This is a genomic window from Vibrio neonatus (genome assembly GCF_024346975.1).
Lineage (GTDB): Bacteria > Pseudomonadota > Gammaproteobacteria > Enterobacterales > Vibrionaceae > Vibrio > Vibrio neonatus.
In genome coordinates this window covers 1,541,215-1,559,266 of record NZ_AP024885.1, presented here as the reverse complement: position 1 = coordinate 1,559,266, position 18,052 = coordinate 1,541,215, and the positions used below count along the sequence as shown (strand labels likewise).

The 18,052-nt window shown below is 43.4% G+C and carries 13 protein-coding genes and 1 pseudogene; 7 read left to right on the top strand and 7 right to left on the bottom strand.

Features of this window, described 5'->3' with window-relative positions:
• Positions 1 to 216 precede the first annotated feature (216 nt).
• A complete protein-coding gene (locus tag OCU38_RS07170) occupies positions 217 to 1,485 on the bottom strand; it encodes an NRAMP family divalent metal transporter (protein ID WP_261822541.1) in 1,269 nt (422 codons plus the stop codon).
• Between the two features lie 153 nt (positions 1,486 to 1,638).
• Positions 1,639 to 2,499, bottom strand: a complete 861-nt coding sequence (locus OCU38_RS07165) for a DMT family transporter (RefSeq protein ID WP_261822540.1) — start codon at positions 2,497 to 2,499, stop codon at positions 1,639 to 1,641.
• A gap of 374 nt (positions 2,500 to 2,873) precedes the next feature.
• Between OCU38_RS07165 and OCU38_RS07160 the strand changes: the two genes are divergently transcribed.
• Positions 2,874 to 3,794, top strand: coding sequence for a ParB/Srx family N-terminal domain-containing protein (locus OCU38_RS07160; protein WP_261822539.1), 921 nt, complete (start codon positions 2,874 to 2,876; stop codon positions 3,792 to 3,794).
• A gap of 94 nt (positions 3,795 to 3,888) precedes the next feature.
• On the opposite strand, the gene OCU38_RS07155 is transcribed toward OCU38_RS07160, so the two are convergent.
• Together OCU38_RS07155 and OCU38_RS07150 are read right to left on the bottom strand one after the other, a co-directional pair.
• Positions 3,889 to 4,344: a DUF411 domain-containing protein gene (locus OCU38_RS07155; protein WP_261822538.1), complete on the bottom strand. Its 456-nt coding sequence runs from the start codon at positions 4,342 to 4,344 to the stop codon at positions 3,889 to 3,891.
• Positions 4,345 to 4,459: 115 nt separating this feature from the next.
• Positions 4,460 to 4,858 (bottom strand): hypothetical protein, encoded by a 399-nt coding sequence (locus tag OCU38_RS07150; protein ID WP_261822537.1) that lies wholly within the window; start codon positions 4,856 to 4,858, stop codon positions 4,460 to 4,462.
• Between the two features lie 367 nt (positions 4,859 to 5,225).
• Between OCU38_RS07150 and OCU38_RS07145 the strand changes: the two genes are divergently transcribed.
• The 4 genes from OCU38_RS07145 (at position 5,226) to OCU38_RS07130 (ending at position 10,398) form a co-directional block, all read left to right on the top strand.
• The gene (locus tag OCU38_RS07145; RefSeq protein WP_261822536.1) at positions 5,226 to 5,642 is read left to right on the top strand and encodes a MerR family transcriptional regulator; all 417 of its coding nucleotides are present in this window, start codon (positions 5,226 to 5,228) and stop codon (positions 5,640 to 5,642) included.
• Positions 5,639 to 8,389: a heavy metal translocating P-type ATPase gene (locus OCU38_RS07140; protein WP_261822535.1), complete on the top strand. Its 2,751-nt coding sequence runs from the start codon at positions 5,639 to 5,641 to the stop codon at positions 8,387 to 8,389. Before OCU38_RS07145 ends, OCU38_RS07140 begins: the two co-directional genes overlap by 4 nt.
• A 207-nt stretch (positions 8,390 to 8,596) precedes the next feature.
• Positions 8,597 to 9,937: a hypothetical protein gene (locus tag OCU38_RS07135; RefSeq protein WP_021712816.1), complete on the top strand. Its 1,341-nt coding sequence runs from the start codon at positions 8,597 to 8,599 to the stop codon at positions 9,935 to 9,937.
• Positions 9,938 to 9,963: 26 nt separating this feature from the next.
• On the top strand, positions 9,964 to 10,398 hold the full coding sequence (locus tag OCU38_RS07130) for a hypothetical protein (RefSeq protein ID WP_261822534.1): 435 nt from the start codon (positions 9,964 to 9,966) through the stop codon (positions 10,396 to 10,398).
• Here the strand turns inward: OCU38_RS07130 and OCU38_RS07125 are convergent.
• Positions 10,382 to 11,743, bottom strand: a complete 1,362-nt coding sequence (locus OCU38_RS07125; RefSeq protein WP_261822533.1) for a BamA/TamA family outer membrane protein — start codon at positions 11,741 to 11,743, stop codon at positions 10,382 to 10,384. The two genes, OCU38_RS07130 and OCU38_RS07125, sit on opposite strands and share 17 nt — an antisense overlap.
• 340 nt (positions 11,744 to 12,083) lie before the next feature.
• On the opposite strand from OCU38_RS07125, the pseudogene OCU38_RS07120 reads away from it, so the two are divergent.
• Positions 12,084 to 13,100: pseudogene (locus tag OCU38_RS07120) on the top strand (IS110 family transposase).
• A gap of 663 nt (positions 13,101 to 13,763) precedes the next feature.
• Positions 13,764 to 14,552, top strand: a complete 789-nt coding sequence (locus tag OCU38_RS07115) for an HNH endonuclease signature motif containing protein (RefSeq protein ID WP_261822532.1) — start codon at positions 13,764 to 13,766, stop codon at positions 14,550 to 14,552.
• A gap of 253 nt (positions 14,553 to 14,805) precedes the next feature.
• Here the strand turns inward: OCU38_RS07115 and OCU38_RS07110 are convergent, their stop codons facing one another.
• Together OCU38_RS07110 and ptsG are read right to left on the bottom strand one after the other, a co-directional pair.
• Entirely contained in the window at positions 14,806 to 16,191 is a 1,386-nt protein-coding gene (locus tag OCU38_RS07110) for an SLC13 family permease (protein WP_261822531.1), read from the bottom strand.
• A 307-nt stretch (positions 16,192 to 16,498) separates the two neighbouring features.
• Positions 16,499 to 17,908, bottom strand: coding sequence for a PTS glucose transporter subunit IIBC (ptsG, locus tag OCU38_RS07105; RefSeq protein ID WP_261822530.1), 1,410 nt, complete (start codon positions 17,906 to 17,908; stop codon positions 16,499 to 16,501).
• Positions 17,909 to 18,052: the final 144 nt, after the last annotated feature.

Genomic DNA, 18,052 nt, shown 5'->3' with positions numbered 1-18,052 from the left:
TCTACGGGATCAGGTCTTTCTTTTTGCATAATATTTTACCCCTAGCAGGAGAGGGGCATTTTAAGTTCACCAACAATCCCTGATCACAAACAAAAATCACAAACTTAAAACCTAACTCGCATACTAAAGGGGCTTAATACGCCCCTTTAGTATTACCACCACCAAAGCGCTATGCCTTGATCGCGATGATTCCATTTTTGCTATCAGCAGAATGGTTTACATAAACCACTTCCACCACACAAATAGAGCTAAGAAACCAAATAAATAGATAAGCCCAACAATGGACAGTGCTTTCAGTTTTGGTCCTACCGCAAGCTCGGCAGGTAGTGGGGTGCGCGTAACTAAAATAAAGTTCAGCAGTGCGAAAAATGGCGTTGTAATAAATGCCAATACCATTGCAAAGTTCAGCATTGGTAGCAGCGCTTTGGCCAAAAAGACCACGATAAACAGTGCTGATAGTGACACCACTAGCATCCAAATTTGATTGGTCATTGGATGAATGGTTTGGTCTTTACGCAGTAATCGCTGAGATTCGGTAATGACGCGTGAATAACCATCAATCACGGTGATGGTACTGCCAAAGATACAGAAGAAGGCAATGATTGCCACCAAGTAGCGCGACCATTCGCCAATGGTAGAAGCGTATAGTCCAATTAGCTGATGAGAAAAACCAACTCCAGAAGCTTGCAGTTCAACACCTGAGCCATGTAGCAATAGTGCACCCAAAGAGACAAACACTAAGGCTAAGATTGCTGTTCCAATATAACCCACGTTAAAGTCAAACAGTGCCGATTTTGGCGTCACCTCTTGATCTCTGCACTGACTTTTTAGCCACATTGACGTTAGGCTCGATATTTCGATAGGGGCGGGCATCCAACCCATAGTCACGACAATAAAACCAATTGCGGCAAGCGTCCAAGGCGAGGGTGATACAAAGTCTGGCTCTGGTGTTACAGGATTACCAAACGCTATCGCCACTGCAATTAATGTGGTGATGGTTAATACCACCATGATGATTTTTGATAAAGCATCTAATGCTTTGTAGTGCCCAACAAATAAAATACTTAGGCATGTCACCAGTATGATGATGGACAGTGTGGTCATCGACAGATCAAAAGGAATGAAATAGGCCAATAAACTGGCGCTAAACATCAGCAGAGCGGCGGTGTTGACCACAGACGAGATAACACTTAATAGAGCAAATAAAATCAGGTAAGGCTTACCAAGATTGGAGTAACCTTCCACTAAGCTGGTTTTTGTTCCAACCGTGTATTGCACGCCTGCTTTAAAAAACGGGTATTTTAGAAGGTTCACAAGCAAGATCAAAATAGCCAGTTGCCAGCCATAAATAGCGCCAGCTTTGGTGGAGGCCACTAAATGAGACCCACCGACAGCGGCAGCGGCGGCCATGATACCTGGGCCTAATGAGCGAACCAGTGTTCCTAATCGAGTAGGAGAATTGGCTGAAAGAGTGGTATTTGCCATTGATTATTTACCTAGTGAATATATGTCAATATCATCTATAAATATCACACACTAATTTAGTGTCAACATATTCATACACTAGTGTTTAAATCTTTATACTCGATCACCTAAGTCGATGGTTTTATAGGCTATTTTTAGTAATTCTGCTGTCAATTATTGCTTATTTAGTTTGTGTGTGGATTTTTGATACAGGGTAAGAGCGATACCACCGAGGATCAAAGCCATACTAAGAAGTCCGCTTAATGTCAGTGCTTCTTCAAGAAAAATAACACCCATCAATAAAGCAATAGCCGGTACAGTCAGTTGTGATAATGACGCATTTAATAAGCTCATCTTAGGCACTACCGCATACCAGAGCACATAGCCAACACCCGAGGTAATTGCGCCTGATATCACGCCATAAACCAGCCCTTGTGTGGTGAAGTTATCCGGCGAGAACAGCCAAGGCGTTAAGCCAATAGAGATAACCGATGCCACAATAAAGCCTTTGGTCGTGGCAGGAAGCGCGGCATTGGCTCGTTGCCCGAGAAGAGTAAACCCAGCCCAGCTAATGCCAGATAACAACATGCTAAGTACAGGTACAAAGCTAAACCCTTGCGCGGAAGGGTTCACCAGCCAAATAAAGCCAGAGCATGAAAGAACAATCCCTAACCATTCAACTGAGCTAAAACGATGCCCTCTAAATAGATGTGCACCCAATAGCGAGAATTGTACTGCGCCAAATAAGATAAGCGCCCCTGTGCCTGTGGTGAGTTGGGTATAGGCGAGTGAAAACAGCAGTGCATATAAGAATAAGCATATCCCAGAGAATATCCCGAGCGACCATTGCTGATAAAAGCCTTTTATGCCGCTGCTAAAAAGCAATATTACACTCAGAGTTGCCGCGCCAGACATGATGCGAATTAAGGTAAAGACTTGCGCTGACGCCGCGCCGTCGATAAGAGCCAGTCGAGATAACAAAGAATTGGCGGCAAAGGCAATCATCGCGAGGCTAGTTAAGAGTAAAATACGCATTAATGATCACCAAAATAAAGGGGTGAACATGCCAGCAATGGGCATGTGAATACTCTCTTATGAATAATGCAGGGTAGATTGCGGATATCTTTTGAAGTGCTAAGCATTATTTCCTTATAAAGCGAGTCAGGCAAACCTTGGTTTGATTTTGTTATGGGAGACCAAGGTAGCATAGGGCTGCTAAGGCATAAAATCTAAATCATTATCAGTCCTAACTTAGAGTTATATAGAAAGGCTTACACGAGGTGGTTCATATTAAAAGTGACACATCTTCGTCATATGCCAGTCACGCAGTGTTCCTAAGATGTCCATAACTTGCGCTGGGGCATTTAGCCTTATGCGTATCTTCAATGATCAATTGTTATGGATAGAAAATGAATTGTTTGAATAAGTCTCTAATCGCCTTGACCGCTCTTGTCAGCATGCACTCAGCATTTGCACAGGATATTTCACAAGTAAAGCAGGGTGATGTGTATCAAGCTGTACTTTCCGAGTTAAAACCGACTCAGCCATCAATTGGTTATGATCAGGTCTATTACAAGCTTGGGCGTTATCAACACGACGTTAAAAAGCAGTTCGATGAAATCTGTGAGGCAAATGGTCAAAAAGGTCTGGTTTCTTTTGATACTAATTCTAAGCCTTCAGACCCAAGCACATTTGAATGTGAACAGAACGTTGGTGATGTGCGTAAAGATATGAAAACCATCGTAGTTGCGCCAAACAACGCTATCTATCTAACGGATGGACATCATACTTTCAATACCTTCACTCACATGTCTGGCGGCGGTAGTGACTTTAAAGTACACGTTATCGTAGAAAAAGATTATCGCCACCTAAAATCTATGGATGAGTTTTGGGCAGAGCTAGAAAAAGATAAAAACGCATGGCTGTTTGATCTTAACAACAAGCCAGTTGCACACACAGACTTGCCGCAGCAACTCGGCATGAGCAACTTTGCTAACGACCCATACCGCGCTCTAATGTATTACTCACGTGACGTGAGCTGGAACAAGCCTAAGCAACCTGTTCCTTTCCTAGAGTTCTACTGGGCAAAAGAGCTAAAGCCAGTATTTGATATCAACCGCTTTGATCTCACTACTGAAACAGGCTACATGGAAGCTGTAAAACAAGCCGCTGACGTGATTCTAGCGCTAGATACCACCAACCTAGGTGGCTCAGGTCTAAGTGCTAAAGAAATGGGACAATTTGATAGCTTTGATAATAAAGAATTCAAGAAAATGACCCGTAAAACCAGCAAGCTGAACTACATGTTAGGTTATAAAGCGTCGTTGTAATGTGATTGCTTAGCTACTTGTGGGCAATTGCCCAGTAAAGGCTCCTTAGTTGGAGCCTTTATTTTATCTAGGGAAGAGTCATTAAGATTACGTGCTAATACTGAGCGTAAACGCGAGTACTGCCATCCTCTAAAAAGGCAATCACCTGAAAATCTTTATAGGCTTCACCTTCTTTTGCCATACCCGGTGAGTGCATCGGCATGCCCGGAGCGCTTAAACCTTTTACGCCTGCTGGGCGCTCTTTGAGCAGTTTGGCAATCTCTTTTTCTGGCACATGACCTTCAATTAAGTAGCCGTCGATAATGGCGCTATGACAAGATTGCAACTCGCTTGGTAGCGAATGCTGCTGCTTGATTTCATGCCATTGACTTCGTTCATGAACCTCCACCTGATAGCCTTTGCTTTGCATGATTTCAGCCCACTCGGTACAACATCCACAGTTCGGTGATTTATACATTTGGAACTGAGTGCTGGCGTAGCTTAGGCCTGTGAATAATAGTGAGGCAGAAAGCAGAGAAGTGGTGCGCATTGTTTTTAACAAGGTATTCATTGTGTACTCCAGAGGTATCACTCGCAAGATAGGCAGATGATACGTTTTGTTTAAGATGTGCTGTGTTTAATAGCAACTGTTTTAAGCATTATTTGGTTAGTGTTGATTGATAATGCTAAACAATAGGAGGACGAATAAGTTGTTGCAGGTGCGGACTTAGTAGTTGTGATTTATTGCTCATTAAAGGGTCGGTACTTGCAATAGAAGTTAAGGCTAACAGAGGGTACGCGTTCAAACCGAGCACAGTGCCACAGCTTTGTCCTGAGCAAAGGTGCTCAACACAATCATCGCTCATACCTATATCAATTCCTTGAACGGAATGGTTGGCGCAGTGCACTTGGGTTAAATGCGTGGCATGAGAAGATTGCGCGCTTTCAACACTTGCTTGCGTCATTGCATTTGCTGGTATTGCGTGTTGAGAAAAGGAATTAAACGACGGCGTCATGCTGGCTACTAGCAGAGCTAGTATCCCTAAAATGGCGCAAAAATTGATGTAATGGTGTCGTTTAATCATTGTTCTACTCTAAACCTTGTCGTTTGTTTATAGCTTAGGCGGTCTTTTTTGGTCAAGGTGAATTTCCTTAGTCGTGATGTCAGTTAAATAACAGCAAATCAGCGAGTTAAACTGTTTGACCTATGCCTAGCACGCAGGTTTTAGACTGTTACGGGAAAGAATTGCATCATCAACAAAGGAAACAGATTATGGGTTGTTGTAATAAAGCGCCATCGGGCGGCACTCGTTCATTAGCACCATTTTTAAAGCTGGTGGCCGCGGTATTTGTGATTATTTTCGTGATCGCACTCGTAACAAAATAATCGCTTGACCTGTGTGTTGCTCCTAGGTTTTACACTAAGCTTAAAGTAACAATGAGAGATGAAAAATGATTACTTCAAAACTTGCCAAATTAGCCAATGTGTCACCGGATACAGTGCGTTACTACACCAAACGAGGTTTGATTGTGGCGACGCGAAACCCTGACAATGGTTATAAAGAATATGACCGCGCCGCTTTGCAACGTTTAAAGTTTATTCATCAAGCTCGCGAGATAGGTTTTGCGCTAAAAGAGATTGAAGCAATTTTAGCGTCAGCGGAAGAGGGAACCTCTCCTTGCCCGAAAGTGAGGCAAATGATGACCGAAAAAATCACCGAAACTGAGCAGCAGATCTTAAGGTTGCAACAACATGTCAGCATGTTGAAAACCACCTTTGCTAGTTGGGAAAGTTTAAGTGATGGTACGCCGACCGGAGAGTCAATTTGTTGCCTGATAGAGTCTTGGACTAAGGATGATAACGCATGAGTCATTTTAGTCTGCGTCTTGGTGGCGTGTCGTGCCAAGGGTGCATCAATAAAATAGCGAAAAAGGGACTATCACTTGATGAAACCTTTGCTATTGCAAGCACTGTTGCCAATAAAACAGAGCACAATACCGACTTTATATCAGCGCGAGTGAGCACTGCTCTTTCGCTGGATGAAACGATAAATCTCATTGAATCGCTAGGCTTTACCGCTGAGCAAGGAGCATTGCCATATTATGTTGGCGCTGTGCAAAACGTGTCGTGTCAAAAATGCGTAGGCAAAATTACTAGTGCACTGCGTGAGCTTGATGAACTGGCTGAAGTTAGCATTGATTTAGATAAGCAAAGTATCGAAGTGATCGGTTTGTTATCGCCTCAGCAAATAACCTCGAGCTTAACTGATCTCGGTTACGCGCCTAATCACAATGAAACACAGACTTCTACTGAACAAGACAATAGCAACTGCGCCGCACCGCAACAGGTGAACACTAGCGCGCAGTTAGTGCGTTTAAACTTATTTGGCGTGACTTGCGCAAGTTGTGTTGCAAGCATCGAAAAGGCGGTGAATGCGGCTATTGCAACTGAATCTGGGCATGAATCCGTAACCATTAATTTCGCCAACCGCACCGCAAGCGTTTACTCCTCATTAACTGAGTCTCAACTTGTACAAACCATAGAAAATGCAGGCTATGGCGCATCTGTGATTGTGGATGAAACGGCTGCTGAATCTGAGCGTGAGCAAAGACAGCAACAAGAATATCAACACAAGATCAGACACACCATAGGCGGTTTAAGTTTAGGTATCCCTCTGATGCTGTATGGCATGTTGGGCGGTTCGATGACCGTAAATACCACGCAGCAACAACTGGCATGGGGCGTGGTAGGTTTGCTGACGTTGGCAGTGCTTTGGTTTAGCGGTCGACACTATTTTATTGGCGCAAGCAAGGCATTTAAAAACCGCAACGCTAACATGGATACCTTAATTGCCTTGGGCACAGGCTCAGCGTGGCTGTATTCCATTGTGGTAGTGCTCATGCCGACGTTATTGCCTGACAGTGCCCGTCATCTGTATTTTGAAGCCTCGGCGATGATCATAGGTTTGATTAATCTTGGGCAAGCGCTGGAATTAAAGGCGCGCGGCAGAACCTCACAAGCCATTAAACGTCTGTTGGATTTACGAACCAAGACAGCGCTGGTAATAAAAAACGGTAAAGCTATTACCTTGCCCGTAGAGGAGGTACAAATCGGCGATTTGGTATTGATTCGCGCTGGTGAAAAAATTCCAGTGGATGGTCAGGTTATTGAAGGGGAATCTTTAATCGATGAATCCATGTTAACCGGTGAGCCGATTCCGGTACTGAAATCCATCAAGGATACGGTATCGGCAGGCACTATTAATGGCGAGCAAAACCTGACTATTCAAGCGTCGAAAGTGGGCAGTGACACTATGCTGGCACAAATTATTGAGATGGTGTCGAATGCGCAAAACTCCAAACCGGCGATCAGTCATTTGGCGGATAAAGTATCGAGCGTGTTTGTACCCACAGTGATGATTTTATCCATTATTACTGCGCTCATGTGGTACAACTTTGGCCCTGCGCCAACGGTGATCAACATGTTGGTCACGGCAACTTCGGTACTTATCATTGCTTGCCCGTGCGCCCTTGGCCTTGCAACGCCAATCTCCACCATGATTGGCATTGGTAAATCTGCCGAGTTTGGCGGTTTGATTCGCAATGGTGATGCTTTGCAAATGGCAAGTAACATCGATGTGGTGATTTTGGATAAAACCGGCACCATCACTCAAGGCAAACCCAGTGTCGCCAACATTAAGCATGTGCGTGAAAACCCATTCACTCTGGACTACCTGACTGCGCTTGAGCAAGGCTCTACCCATCCATTAGCAAACGCAGTGGTCAGTTATTGCGCGCAACATAAACCGAAAATTGCGTCTTTAGCCGTGGCTGATTTTGTCAATCTAACGGGTCGAGGTGTCACCGCTAATATTGATGGTCACAGTTTGTTATTGGGCAATCAAAGACTGATGCGTGAGCAGGGCGTCGATATTGCAAGTGTTGCAACAAAAGCCGAGCAGTGGGAAGCGCTGGCGCATACCGTGATTTATTTTGCTATCGACAAGCAATTACACACTTTGCTCTCTATTAGCGATCCCATAAAAAGTGAATCAGCTTCCGCTATTAGCGCATTAACTCAGCTTGGCATTAAAGTGATGATGTTAACCGGTGATAACGAGCACACAGCAAAAGCTGTCGCGGAGCAAACGGGCTTAGATGAGTTTCATGGCGAATTGCTACCGCAAGATAAACTGCAATGGGTTGAAACTCTGCAACAGCAAGGTTTAGTCGTCGCTATGGTAGGAGATGGCATTAATGACGCGCCTGCGCTTGCTAAGGCTAACGTCGGCTTTGCCATTGGGCAAGGTACAGATGTAGCCATTGAAAGTGGCGATATCACTTTAATACGTGGCTCACTGTTTGGCGTCTCTCAGGTTATTGAAGTGAGTAAAGCCACTATGCGTAATATCAAACAAAACCTTTGGGGCGCATTTATCTACAATTCGGTGGGTATTCCCATTGCCGCAGGCGTGTTGTATCCGTTGTTTGGCGTGTTATTAAGCCCAATAGTGGCCGGAGTAGCGATGTCGCTGTCGTCAATTACGGTAGTCAGCAATGCCAATCGTTTAAGGTTATTCAGCCCCAAAGCTCAAGGAGAGAAAATCGATGGTTAATCTGATCGGCATAGCGCTAATTGTATTCATTGTGTGGTGGTTCTGGTTGAAGTAACAGCAAGCATGTAAACTTCTGTTAGTATCGGTTGCGTTTTTATTAACTAATTCAAATATCTATATGTAGTAAATTGACTTACGCTGTATAATGTCAACGGTGTTACAATCCACTGTAACGTATCGAGGGTAGCGCTAAGGATGGCAGAATAGATGTTAGATTTGAAGATAACGGCAAAGAAGAGTATTGAGCTGCAACAAACACTCTCCGCCGCTTCACAATCGGAAACCACCGTTGAGTTCGTGATACCAAGCAGTATTGATTTGGGTGACACCTTTTCCGCGGGTGATTTTTTTGACAATGCATTTACTCAAACGCGCCGTTTTCATAAAGGAAAAAGCATCAGCTTAATGCTGTTGTACATCAAAATACTGGAAAAAGAACAGCTTCCGTACGAATCGTACAAAACCTCTATCAGTTTATTCGCGTATCTCTTTATCAATGAGATACGCTCTTTTAAGACCACTCAAGAAAAAGAAGAGCAAGCAGTAGAAGAGATCATTGCTAAGGCAAAAGGTCACTCTAATATCTTAACCTCATTCCGCCGTTTTAAATTAGAAGATGACCAAAAGTTTGAACGCTTTCGTAAAGTGGATGCCATTCTCTCTTATGAATTTGAGCAATATTTGCTAAGACAAACTGCGTATGTGCAAAACATCAAAGGGGCGACAGTTGCTCGCGATTATTTGTCACAACTCTCCATAGCCGAAGATGAATATCGCATCACGCAAATGTACGAAGGGATTTACTCGGTAAAAAGCATAGAAGCAGAAGACCAAGAAAAGCTCACTCGAATTTTTAACCAAACTGACCTGCAAAAGAAATTGCTAGAGTTGCCACTTCGGGTACACAGCAGCAGTAAGCGAGTAGGGGAGAAAGAGCGTTATCTGTCCCTTGCCATTGCCACAGGCCTGATTATGTTAGGTTTCAGTGTGGTGATTTTTCAGTTTCGTTTAATGGGGCTGGATACTGACTTGCAGTTTGTATTGGCGTTCGCCGCGCTGTATGTGGTGCGTGATGTGTTTAAAGAGAGCATTAAATCTTGGGTGTTTGATAAGATCATTCGTAAAAAACCGCGCGTGGTGTCCACCTTTAGTAAGCCGGATAAAAAAACCGATATTGGCTCGGGAGAGACGTGGTTTAACTCGCAACCTAACTCTAAGTTGGCGATAGCAAACCGTGAGAATATCTCGCTGTTTTTCAAAGAGATCGTTAATTTGAAGAACTTTGAATACAACGGTTTTAAAAAGATAAAAACCAGCACCACCGTCGATCTTGGCCCAATTATGCGCTGTTTCCCAAGTGAAAATCGCGATATGTATGTGTACTCCACATCTAACAAGTCGCGTAAAGTGAGTATTTCTCGTCGTGGTCGAATTGAAGTGAAAATTCATGAAAAGAAAACTGAGCCGGGCGGCATTAAAGAGCGTACCGCACGTTATCGAGTGACCTTTGATCGCACTAAGATCATCAAACTTGAACCTCTGCAATAGTCTCGTTTCTTTGTGGTTGGTGAGTGATGAATATGCCCGAACTTAGCTTTGAGCAGTGGGCTCTGATTGCCGATATTTATACGCCCGTGTTGGCTGTTATCAGCTTGAAGTTGCTTTGTTTATCGTCAGGAGATCCAAGGAAAGCGGACATCAAAGCATTGTTAGCCACAACCGCAGTTGTGTACGTTTCCATGTTTTTAGATGACTATTTCAGCATTTGGCCGACGTTTAGCGCAGATTACAGCACTCATAGCGGCATTGCTTTAGTGTTTGTAGCGCATATTGTGATTAAAAGTGCGTGGCGAGCACGAATGCTCGCCATCGGCTCGTTATTAGCCTATCTGCAATTAATGCATCACCAGCACTATCACACCTATTTAGATATGAGCTCAACGCTTGTCTACTTACTGCCACTATTTTGGCTAACTTGGCATCGATTTGTGCCTAAAAGGGCTGATTGACCATAAACCACATGTAACTGCCTTCTTCTGACATCGCATAATCAAGGCGCACCACTAAACCTGCTGCCAATGCGCGCACCGCAACGCCACCATCCAATTTCATGTCTGAGGTAAGCTCGCCCAAATCGTAACTTGGCGCAACTTGTCCCGCCTCGGCAAAGGCGACTAACTGGAACCAATCTATATTTAAAAACCTTAGCCAAGAGACTTCTTTGATTGGGTTGTGGCGTAAGGTATATCGGTATTCAGCGGTGGCGTACAAACTGGCTTTGTCATGAAAGCGATTCGAATCAAATCCGCGCATTCGATATAGACCACCGAGCGTTGCGCCTTCGTTATACGGCGGCGCGTTTTCAACTTGGCTATTTTGCGAATCAACCGAAGTGACTTTCCAAGAAGGGGAATAGCCTGTCCAAAAGTTTAAAGCGATAATGCGTTGCAGTGCCCAATTGCTCTCGCCGATGGAGATGTATTTACTCATATCCAGTTCGACAAAATCCCATTTGCTGTCTTGAGAGATAAGCGTGCCTTCATAGGAGTAGCCGATATATTGGCGGCTACCCATGGAGGGGTTGGGCGAAAAATCGGTATTATCATATTGGATGCCGAGCTCAAAAGCGTTCATATCGCCGTCTTGTTTGGCTTCGCCTGGATTGGTGTAGGATTGATAGCGATTAAACTGACGCAGTAATAATACGGTAGAACCCGTTTCCAGTGGGTTCCAATAAGTGCTGCTTGGCGCGTCGGTTAATAGGCCATTGCGCAGATGATAATGCGCTGTGGGGGAGTGCTTGGCCGAACCTAGGGGCAGAACGTATTCTATTTTGAAATCTAACCAGTTTGAAAAGCCATCCCCTTGGATATAATCATCTTGGCTTGAACCAGAACTGCCCGGTCTTGGACTGTCGTTTGGCCATGAACCTGCGCCTATGGTATAAGCGCGCTGATCAGGAAAATAGGCGTACATGCCAGATACAGAAATAAAAGCGCGATTGGCAAACCAAGGTCGATAGTTCCAAAGCCCAGCCGAAATCCCGTAGCTTTCTTCGCCTCCCCAAGCCGTTCCGCCAATTACTAACTGCTCTTGCCCAATCCCTTGGATCACGCCACCGATACCGGCGTTTAAGCCCATAGTTTCAGTAGAAAACAGATACGGCAGTGCCATGGCGTTTTTAGTATCGTTAGCATTTTCGGCGCGAGTAATGGTGTATTTCATGCCTACGGGAGTGGCGGCATCGACACAAAGCGACAAAGCTAAAGCTGGCAGTAGCAAACTGCGATAGGAAATTTTAGCTAAGCTAGAAGCTATATAGGTAGAAGCCATATGATTTTTTTGTTTATTCATCAGTGAGATATGAGCATCCTGCTCTCGTTGATTAACGTCCACTAATGATGATACAAATAAAAAACGCGAAGGAAAAGATAAGAAACTATATGTTGTGCAATGGATTTGTTTTGCGGGGTTAAATGATGTTAGGAATCCCTAAAAGGGTAACATCTATCAAAATGGTTAATATCTAAGATTATGTGGGGGAGTTGAAAGAAAGCATAGTTCTTATAGGAGCAGTGTTTCCTTTGCTGATTGGGATCGAATAGTGGCGATGTTGACACTCTCATTAATTAGATGGTACGCCCCACACCCACGCTAAAATTAGAAATGTCGATGAACATTTAGAGGTGCCATCATGTCAGTTATTAAAATTATTGGTATAGATCTTGGGAAGTCTGTTTTCCATTTAATTGGCCACGACTATTCTGGTCGCGAAGTTTTCCGACACAAGTTGAGCCTAGCTAAGCTCATTCAATTTATCTCACAACAAGAATCTACAACGATAGCAATGGAAGCATGCTGTGGTGCGCATTGGTTAGCTCGAAAGTGCAAAGAATATGGTCATCAGATTAAGCTGATACCTGCACAGTATGTGAAGCCATACGTTAAGAGCCATAAGAATGATTTTATTGATGCCGATGCTATTGCCGAAGCTGTCACTAGACCTAATATGAGGTTTGTTTCTCCGAAAAGCGAACAAGCTCAAATTAGTACGGTGATTAGGAAAATAAGAACAGGATATATTCGTGAAAGAACCTCCTGTATGAATAGAATTGGGGCAATATTGCTCGAATTTGGCATGGGTTTTCTTCGCGGGCATGCCAACATGAAAAAGTTATTCCAGTGGTTAGCAGATAAAGAAGCTATAGTCCCACCACTGCTCATTCGTGAGCTTCGAGACCAACTGGACTATTACAATCAATTAAATGAAAAGATTGCTGCTCAAGACCAAAAATTAGTCGAACTCAATAAAGAAAATGAGCTATATGCTTTACTTCAAACAATCCCAGGCATAGGGCCTATAACCGCTTCGTGTTGCTTATCTTCTGTCGGTGACCCAAAAGATTTTGCTAATGGGTGAAACTTTGCAGCATGGATAGGGTTAGTACCGTTTCAATATACAACGGGAGGGAAACCTCGATTGTTAGGTATATCGAAGCAAGGAAATTAAGAACTTAGAGAATTATTTGTTCATGCTGCTAGAGCTGTGATGTGGAGAGATGCTTCAGCGGAGCGTTACTTCGGTGCTTGGCTTATTGATTTGAAGTGCCGTAAATCGTTCAACGTTACTGTTGTCGCATTAGCTAATAAATTGGCTCGTATAGCATGGTCAGTGATGAACACTCACAAAGCATTCGAGGTAAAAGTATAATCAAAGTTTTGCATATGATAAATCAAGATGACAAAACGGTTAGACCACCAGATTGAAAACCTGAGGGGCAGAACAGCATTTAAAGTGCTTTCTCATTTATGAGGACAATCTGGCGCGGATCTCATCGTAGAGCTGGGACTAATGAACGTTTCAAATAGACTCTGAATACATTAGTGCAAACCGACTCCGTTATTTTTGACTTTTCACTTGCAAAACGGGGCGTACCATACATTTGTCCCGAAACCGTTTAGCGTAATTACTCTGCACATTTACGACTACCAATCGATGTGAATTTTTCTAATGCGTAGGAATAACTATACCAGCCTTATGAGCTGGCTGTTTGTACAGTTTATTAGGTTTATCTGACTATAAAGCATGAGAATGGCTTGTTTTGTCGTTCGCTCAATCTCGTCTTGTCGGTAGGTGCTCTTATAAGGTACTGCTAATAAGGGGGTTATCGTTTTCCTCATCTAAGATAACGAACATTGTTAAAAAGAGATAATATGCACGCTCGTTTTTATGTAAAGACAAAATACGAAACGTGATGTATGTGCCTTATATTTTATTGGTTTATGGTAGCCTAAATGAAAGATAGGTAAGCAGAAAAACGAGCAGGCCTGTTATTAAGAATGTTATGCCTCTCGGAGTATAAAGGATATAAAAGTGGCAATTAGTCAAGCTGATATAAAAAAACTTTTCAGTCGTTCGGCGGGTCAGTGCAATATTTGCAAGCGGAATGTAATAGAGGACGAAGTGGTTATTGGGGAAATGGCCCACATAATTGCAAAAAGTCCCAAAGGCCCCAGAGGCAATGAAAATACGCCCAAAAACGACACGTATGATAACCTGATTTTGCTTTGCTCGATTGATCATAAAAAAGTAGATTCACGACCATCAGACTATTCTGAACATCGGCTTCGTGAAATTAAATCAAAACATGAGGCTGATATCACAACGCGCCTTAATAGGAATAGAGACTACGAGCAGGATCTCAACTCATTAAATGTTCTCTTTGAATTTATACCATTTTTGGAGTTGAGAGGAATGGCGATGGATTTGCCTTATAAACTATCCTCAGACTTTGATATTTCAGACGTTTTTTTTAACTTTAGGAAGGGAAATCCTCAAGCATATCCTTTTTGGAATAAGGAACTCACTCGGTTGTGGGAAACATTCTTATCAAATGCAGTGGAAATAGAAAACTTCACTTTAAGCAATATATGTGGGGATAAGTTTTATCCATTCGGTAAGTTTGGAACTGACTATACCTGTTACAACACGTATGTTAGCGATTACAATGGAAATTTTGTTGTAATGAACAAAAGATTCCTCTCATATGAACAAATAGGCCTTGTCGAACAAACTGTGAGCCCACTTGTACAAAGCTTTATCTATAGTCACACAGCATTGGTCGATTATATTCGTTTTCAATTCAAAGATATTAAGTGGTAAAGAGGCACACAAGCATTTAAGAGTGATTCGCAACGCTTGGCGTTTTCGCTTTGCTCAAGTATAGCCAAGCGCCGCTCACTCCTTACTGCGGCATTACTTTTCCATACCTCTGCTAATCAGTTATATTCTAATTTAACAATATAACTGACAAAGTTTTGTCCAGATACATGTTACATACGTATGTACGCATAAATGATGAATAAAGAGGCAATGCTTGATTACCTCTTTGTGTGAATTGCTCGTAATAAATCGGCTACCAGAATACAGTCGCAATAAAGGTAAGCGCTACAATACACGCCATATTTAATATGATGCCGACTCGCATCATCTCTTGTTGCTTGATGTGTCCTGAGCCAAACACAATCGCATTTGGCGGGGTGGCTACTGGAAGCATAAAGGCGCAGGAAGCGGCGACCGCAATCAATACCGAAAGGATGACGGGCGACATGCCAAACACTTCTGCCACCGTGGCAAAAATGGGTATTAGTAGCGCCGCACTGGCGGTGTTGCTGGCAAATTCGGTTAAGAAGACCACAAACAGCGCAATGATGGCGATAATGAATAAGATGCCAAAATCTGAGATCAGGCTACTTAATGTATTGGCTAAGAAAACACTGGTGCCGGTAGCTTTTAGAACATTACTTAAACAAATACCGCCGCCAAATAAGATCAATACGCCCCAATCTGCGGTTTTTTCTATGTCTTTCCAGTGCACGACTCGCGCAAAGCTGACCAAGACAATCGCGCACAAAGCAACAATGGTATCAAAGCGCGAAATGCCGCCTAACATGGCGTTTATCGGTTTGCTAAATATCCAGCAACATACGGTCAACGCAAAGATAGACAAAGTGACGATCTTGCCTTTATCCCACACTACCGGCTCACGGTTTAGCTCAAAAGTGCCTTTTAAGTTTGGCTTTAGCACCAAATAAAGAGTAGTCACGGCAAGTGGCAGTAAGATGACAGTGGCAGGGACGCCAAATGCCATCCATTCGCTAAAGGTTAGTCCCACTTCGGCCGCGGCAATGGCGTTTGGTGGCGAGCCGACTATGGTTGCGATGCCGCCAATACTGGCACTGTATGCTACGCCAAGCAGAACAAAGACATAGGTTTTGCGCTCTTTACCGGCATCCACTTTGCTGAGTACGCCGAGCACTAACGGAAGCATCATTGCCGCAGTCGCTGTGTTACTGATCCACATGGATAGGCCAGCAGTTACGCCAAACAACATAAACACCGCGGTGCTCATTTTGCCTTTTGCCATAATCAGCACTTTATCGGCGATGACCTTATCGAGCCCTTGTACATGCATCGCTGCGGCAAGCGCAAAGCCCCCTAAAAAGAGAAAGATAATAGGGTTAGAAAAGTTGTTGAGGGCTGTTTGGGTATTAAAAATATCAAAGGCGACAGCCAAAATAGGCACTAAGATGGCAGTGATAGTCACGTGCAATGCCTCGGTTAACCAAAGCACGGCGATAAACACTAATATGCTAAGGCCAAGCACGACCTGCGGTTCAAACGGCAACAGATTATATAGGGCAATAAACAGTGCGATATCAGCAAGGACTATCAAACTGTTTTTATGCATTAGCCATTCTTTGGTGTTGCTAGGGAGGGGGACGGTGTCATTTTTATGCATTTTATTTCTCCTCTTTGTAGCCTTTGACGATGTTATTTTTATTAATTCGCTTAATGTAGGGTGTACCACTTTGTGGTTATTAAATAGTCACATTATTTGTAGGTATATGAAACGAAGTTATTGCAATTTTGTTAACTGAAATGGGCGTGGGAGATTTTGCTGATTTGGAATGTGTTATCTGTCACAGCTTTATGGCAAAAGAAGCAGGGGGAGTTTAGTTAAGTTGTGTGGATAAATCTTTTAAACAAAAAAAGTGCCCCCCTTATTGGAGAGCACTGTTAATTGATAGCGTTAAACTAAATTGAGTTTAGTTATTTTTCATATGATCGAGCATTTGTGTTTTGTACACATCACTGTTGCCACCAAAGATAGCTTGTACGCCAGTACCTACACGTACTACGCCTGCTGCCCCTAGTGCTTTTAGTCGATCATTATCTACTTGGTCTTGATCTTTAACCTGCATTCTCAAACGAGTAATACAAGCATCCACAGACACTATATTTCCTTTACCACCAAAGGCTGCCACAAGTTCTTTAGTGAACTCGTCACCTTCTAGTTTTTCAGAAGTGTCTTGCTCTCCTTCTTCACGACCCGGTGTTTTCAAATCGAAGAACTTGATAAACCAACTAAATACCGCGTAGTAAATGGCAGCGTAGGCAAGGCCCAGTGGGATGATCATCCAACCTTTAGTTGAAATACCGTAGAAGGTTAAGTAGTCAATCAAACCAGCACTAAAGCTGTAACCGTGTTTCACGCCCAAAATAATACATAGCGGATAAGCAAGACCTGCCATGATAGCGTGGATTGCGTATAGCGCTGGTGAAATAAATAGGAATGCGAACTCTACAGGTTCAGTAATACCGGTTAAGAATGAAGTAAGAGCCGCCGAAACCATGATCCCCATCACTTTGACTCTATTTTCAGGTTTTGCTGCGCGACCCATTGCAATAGCCGCTGCCGGTAGACCAAACATCTTGAACAGATAGCCGCCTGCTAGGTTGCCTGAGTTTGGATCGCCAGCGAAGAAGCGAGGAATTTCACCATGGAATACTTGACCTGCTGCGTTAGTAAAGTCACCGGCTTGAAGCTGAATGATAACGTTAATAACGTGGTGTAAGCCAAATGGGATAAGAGCACGTTCTGCGGTGCCGTAGGCCCAAAATGCCATGACTGGGTTTTGTTCTGTCGCCCAGTGACCAAACGCATCGATACCTAAACCGATAGGTTGCCAAATAAAGGCAAGTGCGATACCCAGTAACAACATAGCAAATGAAGTGACAATCGGTACAAATCGTTTACCCGCAAAGAAGCCTAAGTAAGCTGGCATCTTGATGGTGTAGAAACGGTTGAACATGTATGCGCCTACCGCACCTGAAATGATACCACCGAGTACCCCCATATCGATGTGATCAACGCCTAGTACGCCTGCCATAACCTTTAAGGTTGCAATCAGTACGTAATAACCGATACCTGCAGCAACGGCCCCCACGCCGTCATTGTCAGTAAAGGAAATTGCGACACCCAGTGCGAAAATAAGTGGCAAGTTACCAAAGACAGCGCCACCGGCTTCAGCCATAAGTTGTGACACGATAGGAGGGATAAACCCGAAGTTAGCGGAACCGATACCTAGTAAAATACCGGCGGCAGGCATAGATGCTATTGGTAGCATCAATGCTTTACCAACCTTTGAAAGGCTCGCAAAGAAGTTTTTGAACATATAATTACCCTGATATTATTTTTTTGATTTCGCGCCGAAAACTAACGGTTTTGTCGTTATTACTCAAAAGATTTCGGTGGAAAATAATTCTCAGTTTTTGGTACAAAAAATCATGATTTTCAATGATCTAGAATTGGTGAATTA